Annotated in this window: 10 protein-coding genes and 2 CRISPR repeat arrays; all 10 genes read right to left on the bottom strand. The window is 67.3% G+C overall.

The genetic code is table 11. The annotated features are described in order from the left end of the window. Positions 1–52: 52 nt before the first annotated feature. Positions 53–506: a CRISPR direct-repeat array (repeat unit 29 nt; unit sequence CGGTCCATCCCCACGTGCGTGGGGACTAC). Positions 507–564: 58 nt separating this feature from the next. Continuing rightward, the gene (gene cas2e, locus ETP66_RS11420; protein ID WP_201738531.1) at positions 565–921 is read right to left on the bottom strand and encodes a type I-E CRISPR-associated endoribonuclease Cas2e; all 357 of its coding nucleotides are present in this window, start codon (positions 919–921) and stop codon (positions 565–567) included. Continuing rightward, a complete protein-coding gene (gene cas1e / locus ETP66_RS11415; protein WP_130842719.1) occupies positions 875–1,852 on the bottom strand; it encodes a type I-E CRISPR-associated endonuclease Cas1e in 978 nt (325 codons plus the stop codon). The genes cas2e and cas1e overlap by 47 nt, the downstream gene beginning before the upstream one ends. Positions 1,853–1,855: 3 nt before the next feature. Continuing rightward, positions 1,856–2,476: a type I-E CRISPR-associated protein Cas6/Cse3/CasE gene (cas6e, locus tag ETP66_RS11410; RefSeq protein WP_130842718.1), complete on the bottom strand. Its 621-nt coding sequence runs from the start codon at positions 2,474–2,476 to the stop codon at positions 1,856–1,858. Next, the gene (gene cas5e, locus ETP66_RS11405) at positions 2,451–3,146 is read right to left on the bottom strand and encodes a type I-E CRISPR-associated protein Cas5/CasD (protein WP_130842717.1); all 696 of its coding nucleotides are present in this window, start codon (positions 3,144–3,146) and stop codon (positions 2,451–2,453) included. The genes cas6e and cas5e overlap by 26 nt, the downstream gene beginning before the upstream one ends. Before the next feature lies 1 nt (position 3,147). Then, entirely contained in the window at positions 3,148–4,266 is a 1,119-nt protein-coding gene (gene cas7e, locus ETP66_RS11400; RefSeq protein ID WP_130842716.1) for a type I-E CRISPR-associated protein Cas7/Cse4/CasC, read from the bottom strand. Next, positions 4,263–4,766 carry a type I-E CRISPR-associated protein Cse2/CasB gene (casB, locus tag ETP66_RS11395; RefSeq protein WP_130842715.1) on the bottom strand — a complete coding sequence of 168 codons (504 nt, stop codon included), beginning with the start codon at positions 4,764–4,766 and terminating at the stop codon, positions 4,263–4,265. The genes cas7e and casB overlap by 4 nt, the downstream gene beginning before the upstream one ends. Next, positions 4,763–6,223 (bottom strand): type I-E CRISPR-associated protein Cse1/CasA, encoded by a 1,461-nt coding sequence (casA, locus tag ETP66_RS11390; protein ID WP_130842714.1) that lies wholly within the window; start codon positions 6,221–6,223, stop codon positions 4,763–4,765. Before casA ends, casB begins: the two co-directional genes overlap by 4 nt. 37 nt (positions 6,224–6,260) lie before the next feature. After that, on the bottom strand, positions 6,261–6,461 hold the full coding sequence (locus ETP66_RS11385) for a hypothetical protein (RefSeq protein ID WP_130842713.1): 201 nt from the start codon (positions 6,459–6,461) through the stop codon (positions 6,261–6,263). Positions 6,462–6,618: 157 nt separating this feature from the next. Continuing rightward, entirely contained in the window at positions 6,619–9,405 is a 2,787-nt protein-coding gene (gene cas3 / locus ETP66_RS11380; RefSeq protein WP_130842712.1) for a CRISPR-associated helicase Cas3', read from the bottom strand. 9 nt (positions 9,406–9,414) lie between these two features. Further along, positions 9,415–10,383 (bottom strand): helix-turn-helix transcriptional regulator, encoded by a 969-nt coding sequence (locus ETP66_RS11375; RefSeq protein WP_130842711.1) that lies wholly within the window; start codon positions 10,381–10,383, stop codon positions 9,415–9,417. A gap of 199 nt (positions 10,384–10,582) precedes the next feature. Beyond that, positions 10,583–11,157: direct repeats of the CRISPR family, unit length 29 nt; unit sequence GTAGTCCCCACGCACGTGGGGATGGACCG. Positions 11,158–11,209 lie beyond the last annotated feature (52 nt).

The following is an 11,209-nucleotide window of genomic DNA, read 5'->3' as shown; positions in this document are numbered from 1 at the left end:
CCCACGTGCGTGGGGACTACCCCGTTAGCGTACTTGGATCGCCGCCATTCTCCGGTCCATCCCCACGTGCGTGGGGACTACGGGACGGGTACGGGAGGCACGAGCGTTCCCCCGGTCCATCCCCACGTGCGTGGGGACTACTATGACCTTGCTCGGGTTGCCGGGGTGGCCCACGGTCCATCCCCACGTGCGTGGGGACTACTCCACTGCTTGTACGGCCCCTTTTTCAAGCTCGGTCCATCCCCACGTGCGTGGGGACTACGCCAGCACCTCCTTGTGGCCGTTGCCGCCCCCCGGTCCATCCCCACGTGCGTGGGGACTACACAGTAGCCCAGATCGGCCGAAACCCTGATCTCGGTCCATCCCCACGTGCGTGGGGACTACGGCGCTATCGGTGGCGGCAACAAGTGGAAGTCCGGTCCATCCCCACGTGCGTGGGGACTACGAGATGGAGCACCGCCCTCTGCTCAATCAGGACGGTCCATCCCCACGTGCGTGGGGACTACACATGACCCAGACAGCAAAAACCCTCGCTCACCCCCCTCTAAGGGTCTGTAAAGAGAGTTATTCCGAGGTTTGGTTTTCAAAATCCCCGCGCACGGCTTTGGCTATACGCTTCAGCTTTTCCGCTTTGCGCAAAGCCTCGGCGGTGCGCACCGACACCAGCACTATACCATCAAAGTCCCGCAAGACCCGGTCCTGGTAGCCGTGCAACCTCAGGGCGAAGCCCTGCTCGTTGTTGGTGCGCCAGGCCATGGCGCAACGCCCGTCCCCGGCCTTCTCCACAACCTTTTCCCAAAGGAGCTCCCGCACCACGGCGCTCACCCGGCCCACAAAGACCCCCGTGTCCAGCTCCAAGAGCCAGCGGGTCAGCTCACCCCTCAAGCTCCTCGGCACCTTCTCCAGGACCATCACCACCATAGGCCACACCCCCTTCCACCTCGCCCTCCGGGTCCCAAAGCCCCCCGGGGCGGGTGGGGTCTTCTTCCTCCTCCTTGGCCTCTTCGGGCAGGCCGAGGCCCTGGAAGAGGTCCAGGAGATCCTCCACCATCCGCTCCAGAAGCCTGGCCTCCTGGATTTGCTCCCGAAGCCTATGGCGCACCCGCCGCTCTACCTCCAGGTCCCCCTCCGCCGCCGCCAGGAAGGCGGCGGGCACCAGGACCTCGGTCTTGTAGAGGTCGGCCACATCGTAGACGAAGGAAAGGAGCTTTCCCGTGTGGATGAAGCCCAGGGCGGGGCTAAAGCCCGCGCTGACGATGGCCGCATGGGCCAGGCCGTAGAGGTAGGCGGCCCCCGCGGAAAGCGCCCGGTTCACCGGGTCGGAGGCTGCCCAGTCCCGGCGGTCGTAGCTCCGGCCCTTCCACGGCACCCCCGTTTCCCTGCTCCAGCGGGCATAGGCGGCCCGCACCCGCACCCCCTCGAGGCCCCGCACCTGCTCCAGGCTGAAGTCCCGGGGCAGGGGCTCCTGGAAGCGCTTCTCGTAGAGTCGGTAGACCACCTCCAGGTGGAGCCCGGGGTCGGCCCATGCTCGGGCCTGGCGTTGGAGGCGAAGGGCGCTCCGGGTGTCGCCCAGACCTTGGGCGTAGAAGCGGGCGTACCCCTCCCCCACCCAGCACACCGTGCACCCGTTGCCCGCCAGGGCCCGGATGGCGGCGTGGGTGATGCGGGTGCCGGGACCCAGGAAAAGCACCCCCAAGGCGGCCACCGGCACCAGGGTGAGGCCCTCCCGGTCGTAGATGCCGATGCCCTGGGCCTCCTGCTCGATGAAGGCGTGCTCCACGTAGAGGTAGGAGAGGCCGTCCCGGAACTTGGGGAGCTCCTTCAGGTTGCGGGCTGGGGGAACGGGGGGCATGGCCTATGGACGCAGGGAGAGGAGGCCGAGGCCAAGCACCTTCCCCGGACCAATACCCCGCTCCAGGGTTTTCAGGGCCATCTCGGGGTCCACCACCTCCAGGACCCCCTCAAAGAGCACCGCTTGGACCTGGAGCAGGTGGCCGTCCTTGTGGCGTACCTCCAGAAAGGTGTCCTGGTGTATGTCCGCTAGCGGGCGCCCATCCTCCTCCACAAGGCGGAAACCTCCCTCCCGCAGCTTTCGCTCTAGCCAGAAGAACTTTTCTGCTTGGGTCTTGAGGGCCACCCGTTCCCCGGTTTCCCGCGCCCGCTTGCTGGGGTTGGCCTTCAGGCGGAAGCGGAGGACCTGCCCGGGGTGCAGGACAGGGTGGAAGGGCTTGGGGGGATAGACCCGGGCGTATCCGGCCTCCAGAACGCCCCAGTCCGGCTCGGTGAGGGTCTGCACCAGGACCACGGGGTCCTCGAGGCCCCGGGTGGGCTCGAGGCGCCATAGCAGCCGCTCCCGCCCCTCCGCCAGAGCCTGGGAAACCGCCTTGGAGAGGGTGCGGTGCATCTCGTAGGGGCTGGCCAGGTCCCTGCGGGCGGCCTTGGAGCGGAGATCAAGCACCAGCTTGCTGATCCACATGGTCTCCCTCCTTGGGCGGAGGCACCGCTTCCTTGGGCAGTACCTCCTCCCGCACGTACCGGGCCCCAAAGCGCCGCTGGGCAAAGGGGGCCACGGGCTGGTCGTAGACCAGGCGCCCCTCCTCCGCCTCCAGAACCAGGAGGAAGCCCTCTTCGGGCCTGGGATCCTTCCCTTCCTTGCCCTTCCCGAGGAAGGGGTAGGCCTTAAGGGCCTCCTCCAGGGGTTCTTCCCGCAAGCCGTCCTCCAGGTAGGGCGGGGGGCTTGGCACGTAGCCCTTCCTGCCCAGGTAGAGGACATAGCGAGGGTTCTCCAGGGCCCGGTGGGCCTCCTGCAAGAGGGAGAAGGGCCCCTCGAGGCCCACCAAAAAGGCGGCATCGGCAAGGTAGTAGCGCCAACTCTGCACATTCCCCCGCCCTTTAAGGTCGGCCCGCAGGACCTCCTGGGCCGTCTGGTAGTCCACCCGCAACACCCCCCTCCGGTCCACCCGCACCCCCATCCGCAGGGCGGCCAGGTCGGAGATGTCCTCCTCCCGGTCCCGGCCCAAGGCGGCGGCCAGGAGGCCCAGGACGCCGCTTTTGGTGGGGTAGGGCCAGGTGTCCCGGTGGTCGAAGCGGCTCCTTGTACCCCAGGACTGCATGGGGCCTTGGAGCCGCAGGAGAAGGGTGGCCATGCTAGCCCTCCAAGAGGGCCCTAAGGGCCTCCTCCACCTTTCCCCTCAACTCCGGAAGGCTTTGCGCCGGGGGAAGGCCTTCCGCCTCCCCTTCGGTGAGGTTCAGGGCACCCTTCCACTCCGGGGAGAGGGGGCCGTAAGCCCGGTCAAACTTGGCCCACTCCCGGGCCAGGGCCTCCACGGAGAGGTCGGAGAGGGCCTTGCCCTCTTTGGGCCAGATGGGCCTCTCAAAGGCGGTGGCCAGGTTGCGGGGCATCCCCACCCCGGCGCGGAAGGCCAGGAAAAGGGGCGGGTTGTGGGCGGCGAAGCTGTTCTGCTTGCCCGAGGGCAGGGTGAGGGCAAAGGCTTCCAGGAAAGCCAGGGCCCCTTTCCGGGCAAGCTCCTGATCCCCCTGCAGGTTTTCCAGGAGCTTGTCCAGGTTCACCACCGCATAGCGGTACATGGTGGCGGAGTAAAACTCCACGTCCCCCATCATTCCCGCCCCCGTCTCCTCCTTGGGGTTCAGATCGTCCACGGCTGTGTAGAAGTCAAACTCCCGGTCCACCTTGTGGGTGGAAAGGGCATGGGCCACCTGGCAGGCGGCGTCCACCCCAAACTCGGGGCGGTCCGCCAGCATCCGGCCGAAGAGGGCCAGGTCCACCGCCTTGCCCCCGTCCAGCACCTTTTCCAAAGCCTTCTTGAGCTCCCCATCCACCTCGGCCTTCTTCTTGCCCTTGGCCTCCTGGGCGGTGAGGGTTTCCAGGTTATTCCGAATGAGCCCCGCCAACCGGTCCAGCTCCCCCGCACCCAGGAAGAGCAGATATTCCGTCCTCCCCCCCTTGACCCCGAACCCTAAGGCATTCAGGGCGTTTTCCGCCGCCAGCTTGGCCTTGTCCTCCGGCACATCCCTTAGCCGCTCCAGCAGGGCTTCCAGGAGGCGCTTGGTGCGCACCGCCACCTCCGCCTGCGAAAGGAGAGACCACTCCTTAAAGGCCACCCGCACCGCCCGCTTCTGCGCCTGGCTGGAAATGCGGGCCCGGCGGAAGCCGCCGAAGAGGGCGTCCTTGGGGCTTCCCGTGTCGTCCCGGTTCAGGTTGCTGGGGGCCACCGTCTGGATCACGTGCACTTCCAGAAGCTTCATGCCTTCACCTCCTCTATCCCTTCTTGTGTCTGCTCTTCCCGAACGCCGTAGTACTCCCGGGCCCAGCGGGCCTGGACCCGCCTCCTCGGGTCGAACCACCGGAGGAGGTCCTCCAGCAGTTGGGCGAAGTCCAAACCGCCTTCCACCAGGCCCACCGCTTGGCGCAGACGGAAGGCGATCTGGTCCCGGTCTGCATCCAAAAGGGCCAGGAAGCGCCTCTCCACGCTCTTAGAGTCCCGGGCGCGCTCCGCCTCCTTCAGGGCCCGGGCCAGGGTGCGCCCCTCCTGGTGGGCCCCGTCCTTCAGGGCGTAGAGGGCGGCCACCAGGTAGTGGGCCTCCCGTTGCCAACCTTCCTCCCGCACGAAGGCCTCCACGTAGGGGAAGGCGGGCGGATAAGCCCCCGGCGCAAAGGCCAGGCTCCGCCTTAAAGTGGCCCGGGCCGCGGTCCAGCTCTGGCTTTCCTTGAGCTTCTCCAACCAATCCACAAAAGCCTTGCTCATGGCCTCCCCTCCCTGGCCTGGGCGTGGGTCAGGGCTAGACCCATGGCCCTCTCCCCCACCGCCAGACCCTTCAGGTGCCGTCCTTCCGTACCCACGAAGGCCCGGGTTTCCTCCCAGGCCCTAAGGGCCGCCTGCCTCACCTCCCCCCGCCACCGGTCCATGGCGTCCGGTTGGGCTAAGCCCTCCAGAAACCGGGGGAAGCGCCCGTCCAAAGCGGCCCAGTAGAGGGGGAGGAGGGGCAAGGAGTCCTGGAAGCGGCGGAGCTCTTCCTGGTCCTTGTCGCCCAGAACCCCCTTGGCCACCTCCCGGGCTACCCCATACAGGGCGTTCCCAACCCTTTCCGCAAGCTCGAGGGCCTTCTGCAAAAGCTCCTCCGCCTCCGGGGAGAGGAAACCTTGGGGCAGGGGGTAGACCTCCCGGCGCACATCCAGCACCTTAGCCTGGTCGGACACCTGGCCCAGCACCCGAAGCTCCAGCCTCAAGCCCATCTCCTCCGCCACCCGAACGGCGTGGGCCAGGGTGGCGGGAAAGCTCCCCCCAGCGGCGGGGAGCATGGCGGAAAAATCCCGCCAGAAGCTCTTTTCCACGCTGAGGCGTAAGGGGAGCACCTGGCCCTTGTCCCCCAGGCGGTAGGCCACCATGGGGTCGCGGAAGCCCACCTCCAGGGGCTCCACCCCGGGACCATAGGCCACCTTCCGTACCCCGCATCCCTCGTCCAGGAGGAGTACCCCCCGGCTGGGCCAGGCGTAGACCCGGGCGGCGCCCTGCAAGGGCCAGCGGGTGGCGTGGCCCTGTACGTCTTGGGTGCGGAGGGGCGGCAGCTCCCACACGGGCACCCCAGGGTCCTTCTGGGGCACCAGGTTTAGGACCAGGGTCTGGAAGAGGTTCTCCCCCACGGCCAAAAAAGCCGCGGGCCTGGCCAGGGGAGCGTCCTTGGCCGAGGTGACCCCAAGCCGCTTGAGGAGCCCGCCAGGGGCGTAGGCTTGGTGCACCAGGAGGGCCCGGGCCGCCTGGGCATAGGAGGCGAGGGGCACGTTCTCCTCGGTGGTGTGGTCGAAGAGGGTGGGGTTGTTGCCGCTGGCCAGCTCCGGCAGGAGCTTGGCCCAGGGCAGGGGGTCTTTGTCGGGCAGGTCGGGGATTTGCAGGAAGGGGGCAGTATCGTGGAAGAGGTAGAAGCGGTCGCAGAAGCGGCACAGGTATATCTGGAGAGCGTTGCGGTCAAACCCGCCTTGTTCCAGGAGTTCCAAGGCATCACAACCACCCCTTACCAGGGGTAGGGCCCGGTAGAGCACCGCCAGAAGGAGGCGGTGGAGAGCGACCTCCTCCAGAGGTGAGGGTGTTTCAATGCGCGCTATAGTGTGGGCTTCGAGAAGAGCCTCCGCAAGCCCCACCTCCCGCACCCGGCTCTCTTGCAGCACCGGGATCCATGGCTGTTCCAACAGGCTGAACTTAGCCAAGGAACACCTCCTTTACTCAGGCTAGGGAGGCAAAGCGTCATCCGTTGTCGCATTGGTCCAGGTCACCATAACGGGCAAGACATAAACGGTCCCGCTCAGCCTGATGAAGCTGGTGGTAAAAGGCCTCTTCGGCTTCTTGGTACGCTTCCTCCAGCTTCACTTGCAGTACCCGCTTATAAACCTCAAGGGCAGCTTCTACGCTTTCCCATGCGATTTCTTGCTTGGTGATCCACTGCATACCTTGCTTCCCTCCTGGTTCCGAGGGTAAATCGCCTCGACAGTTTTGTCAAGTGGTTAGCTTTGCGCACCCCGCCCCGCTAAAACAAAACACCCCCACCTAAGTGGGGACTTCAAAACACAAAAGCTAACCACGGGCCATCCCCTGAGGTCGGGGACTATACCTCAACATACACCACCCCCAGCTCCGGGTCCAGCTCCACCCGTACACCCCCGAACACCCGCCCCACCTGCAAAAGCCTCAGCCCTCGCAGGAGGCCGCTTCGCCGCCAAGCGGGCGGGGAGTCTTCCCGCACAAGGGCTTGGGGAATGGGGTAGCGGGAAAGCCGCACCACCCGGGACCAGAGGACAAGCGCCTCCTCCTTGGAAACCTCCCCCTTCAGGCGCACGGGGCGCTTTCCCTCGGGGTCCAGGGCCCACCCTTCCCCCACCTGATAAAGGGGCACCGCAGGCACGCTGGGGTCGCCCAAGCGGGTGAGGAGGCGCTGGGTCTTCTCATCTTCAGCGTCATCGTCCAGATGGAAGGCCGCCACCAGGGCGCTGGCCTCGGTGTCGGAGAGGAGGGCCTCGAGGTCGGATAGGGACAGGTTTTCCGCGGTCTTGGCCTCCTGCTCCCAGCGGCTCCGGAGGCGCTTGTGGCTGTCTTCCGCCCGCCTTCTCAAGGCTTCCGGAAAGCCCTCCGGGGTGCGGCCGTAGACCTGCTCCAGGAGGCCCTCGAGGTCGTCCGGCACCCTAAGGGCCTCCCGGCCCCGCAGGGACAGCCAGGTGGAGAGGAGGAGGTAGTCCTCATAAACCCGATTCCAATGGAGCCCCTCGCCAAACTCCGGCTCCTTCCCTAGCCCGCCCACCAAAAGGAGAGGCTCCCCGTGCTCCTGAGGCCTCTCCCGCCCGTGGCGGTGGAGCCTTCCCAAGCGCTGGAAAAGGAGGTCCACAGGGGCAAGGTCGGTGTAGAGCAGGTCAAAGTCCAGGTCCAGGCTCTGCTCCGCCACCTGGGTGGCCACCAGGATGGCCCTTTCGGGCCTAGGCCCCCCTTTGCCGAACAGGCTCAGGGCCACAAGCTCCCTAAGGGCCCGCTCCTCCGCAGGGAAGCGAGCGTGGAGGAGGAAGACCAGGGTGCCGTCTGCACGGCGGCGCTTACCCACCACATAGCCCCCCTTCGCCTCCCGCGCCTTTACCAGCTCCTCCCAAGAGCCCTCCTTGGGGCCAGAGCCCAGGGCGTCCAAAAGCCCCGCCAGGGTGAGCCTCTCCCCATCGCCCAAGGCCTGGTAGAGGGCCTGGGCCCGGTCCACGGTGTTTACGATGGCCCCCAAGACCCCAGGGAGCCTGCCCAAAAGCTCCTGGGCCAAGGCCTCCGGCTCCACAGGGGCGGCCAGAAGGCGCACCCGTTTGCCGTCCTTCAGGGGAAGGGTTACGGCCCGAAGGAGGCTCTCCCCGGCGAAGGCCGCCACCCGCGGGTAGGGGGGCAGGGCTGCCGCCTGTACCCCCCAGGCCCGGAGGAGCTCTTCCCGCTTGGCCTTGGGCAGGGTGGCGGTCATGAGGACCACGCTGGAGCCCAGGGCCTTAAGCCAGCGGAGAAGGGCGGAAAGGAGCCCCGAGGTGTAGGTGTCGTAGGCGTGCACCTCATCCAGGACCACCACCCGGTTCATGAGCCCCCAAAGCCGGATGAAGTGGTGCTTCACCCGGAGGACCCCCAAAAGGGCCTGGTCCAGGGTGCCCACCCCGTGGCCCGCCAGCATGGCCCGCTTGCGGGCGGAGAACCAGGCGGAGGCGCCCACGCCTCCCTCCTCCTCATCCTGGACGGTGGCCACGCCCTTATTGGGGTCATACTGGGTGTCGTACACCTGCTGGGGCTTGGAGCGTTCCAGAAGCTTTTCGTACTCCGGGTTCAGGAGAGCCGCCCCGTGCTGGAGCTGAAGCTCCAGGCGACCTTCCTCCGCCAGCTTGGCCAGGAAGCCCTTCACCCGGGTGAAGAGGCCGTTGGCCGTGGCCTGGGTGGGGAGGGCCAGGTAAAGCCCCCGGTGGTCCAGGCGTTCCTGGAGGAGGTGGTAGGCGTAGAGGGCGGCCTCGGTCTTCCCCAAGCCCATGGGGGCCTCCACCAGAAGGAGAACGGGTTCCTGGACGCCATCCAGAAGCCGGGGCACCGCCTCCTGCAAGGCGTTGGGGGCGAAGGGGAAAAGCGCCTGGAACCCCCTTTTCTCTTGAAGGAGGGGCTTGGGCCAGGGGAGGCGCTCCAGGGCATCCCGGGCCTTCTGCAAAGCACCTTCCCAGTAGCCCGGGGCCGCGGGATTTCGCCCGTAGGGAAAGAAACCGGGGTCGGAGGCGATCCAGTCGGCGAAGGAGGCCAGGGCCATGACCCGGAGGAGGGCCTCGGGGCTGGGGTCGGGGAGGGAGGAGAAGGGCTCTAGCCCCAGGGCCTGGGCCAGGGCTTCCATCAAGTAGGCCCGGGCTTCCCGCCAGCCTTGGGGCTCGCTCCGCACATGCCGCCTTCCCGAGGCACGCTCCCGCTCGTCTGCGGGGAAGCCGTGGTGGGCCCCCAGGGCCTGGGCCAGGAGGCAGGCCCCCTTGCGGGAAAAGCCCCATGCCCGCAGGGCTTCCCGCAGGTAGAGGTCGGTGAAGACCCCGTGGGCCACCCAGGACTCGCGCACCAAGGTTTCGTTCCAGGAAAGACCTGCCGCCTGCACCCGCTGGGCCCCCTGGGGCCAGGCCGCCTGGAAGACGGGGCTCGCCTTGCCTAGGTCGTGGAGGCCCGCCAGGAAGGCCACCAGGCGCAGGGCTTTCTCCTCCTGTAGCCCCCAGTCCTGGGCGTAGAGCCTCCGGGTGCGGGCAGGCTCCCGCTGCAAAAGGGCCCAAGCCACCGCCGCCGTGTCCAGCATGTGGGCCAGAAGGGGGTGGAAGGGCTCCCCGCTCTTGGCCCAGAGGGTTAGGGCCGCTTGCCTCGCCTGCATACGCCCACCCTACCCGCCCAAGGCGACAGGGGCTGTCGCCTTCTCCAAGACCTGCCTCGCCTCGGCCAGCCAAAGCTCCCGAAGCTCCGGGGGAGAGAGGACCTCCACCCGGGGCCCGAAGCTCTGCACCCAGGCCAGGACCTCCCAGGGCACCCCGCCCTTGAAGGGAGCGGCCCAAAGCCGGGCCAGGAGGCTTCCGTCGGGGAGCTCCCGCTCCACCTCGAGGCCCGGGTAGTCCCCCTCCAGCACCCTCCAGGCGGCCTCGGGGGCAAAGCGGAGGCGCACCTCCACTCCCCCTTCCCGCACCCCCACCACCCCCCAGGCCTGGCGGAAGTAGGCGCTTGGGTCAAAGTCTTGGGGCAGTTCATAGGTTTCCTCCAGGAGGCGGGCGTGGCGCATGCGGGAGAGCTTGAAGGTGAGGACCGCCCGGTGGAAGGTGCGCTCAAAGCCCACCGCGTAGAGGCCCAGGTTGGTGCGGCCCGCCTCGAGGAAGTACACCAGAAGCTCCTTGGGCCGCCAGTTCTTGGAACCCCCGGAGCGGTACTCAAAGGCCAGCACCCTCCTCTCCAAAAGGGCCCTGGCCACCATCTCCAGGGTGCGGGAGTCTCCCTGGCGCTCCTTCAGGCCCTCCGTGCTCCGAAGGAGGAGGCCCCTGAGGGGCTCGGGGAGCATTCGGGCTAGCTTCTCCAAAGCGCTTCCGTACTGCCGGGTGGGAGCCTGGTGGTAGAGGAGCCTTCCCGCGGCGAAAAGGGCCAAGGCCTCCACAGGGTGGAGGGCAGGCGGGGCCTCCCTCAGGCGGTAGACCCCCCGGGCCACCCGCTCCAGGGGGTAGCCTTGGAGGGCGAGGGCCTCGAGGTCCCGCTCCACCGTGCGGGGGCTTACCCCATAGCGCCGGGCCAGTTCCCCCACGCTGTGGGGCCTCAGTTTCAGCTCCTCCACCAGGTCCAGGAGACGCTCTGCCTTGGATTTTTCCGCCATCTTGTGGGGATTATAACCGGGCATGTGGTACCCTAAGAGCCAAGGGCCTCCTCCTTCCCTTCCCGCTTCCCGGCCCAGCTGGCCCGAGTGCTGGCGTGGAGCTTGAAAAGCCGATCCAAGCCACCTCCTTGCTTGGGCTTTTTCCTTTTACAGACCCTTAGAGGGGGGTGAGCAAGGGTTTTTGCCGTCTGGGTCATGTGTAGTCCCCACGCACGTGGGGATGGACCGACCGGCACGCCCTGGCCGTGTGGGGTCGGGGCGTAGTCCCCACGCACGTGGGGATGGACCGTTAGCCAATACATCATCCCCCCAACGGGCGAAGTAGTCCCCACGCACGTGGGGATGGACCGCTCTGGGGCAGGGGCAGGAGGGGAAGCGGAGGTAGTCCCCACGCACGTGGGGATGGACCGGGGCAGGGTGTTGAACTGCAACGGGGCATCCGTAGTCCCCACGCACGTGGGGATGGACCGAGAGGCTCGCAGGCTTCCCATTCGCCCCCACCCGTAGTCCCCACGCACGTGGGGATGGACCGGCTGGATCCACTCCACCTCGTCCAGCCCCGCGTAGTCCCCACGCACGTGGGGATGGACCGGCCCCGCCCTGGAGCTCCTGGTGGACCCCGTGTAGTCCCCACGCACGTGGGGATGGACCGAATGCCGGCTACCTCAACCTCCGGCAAGCCCGGTAGTCCCCACGCACGTGGGGATGGACCGAGCCCGAGCCGCCCTAGTGCGCCTCAGGCCCTGTAGTCCCCACGCACGTGGGGATGGACCGGGAGGCCGCGCAAAGCGGCCTCCCTGACTTTTGTAGTCCCCACGCACGTGGG

The sequence above is a fragment of the Thermus thermamylovorans genome (assembly GCF_004307015.1).
Classification (GTDB): Bacteria; Deinococcota; Deinococci; order Deinococcales; family Thermaceae; genus Thermus; species Thermus thermamylovorans.
This window is presented reverse-complemented; position numbering and strand designations above follow the sequence as displayed.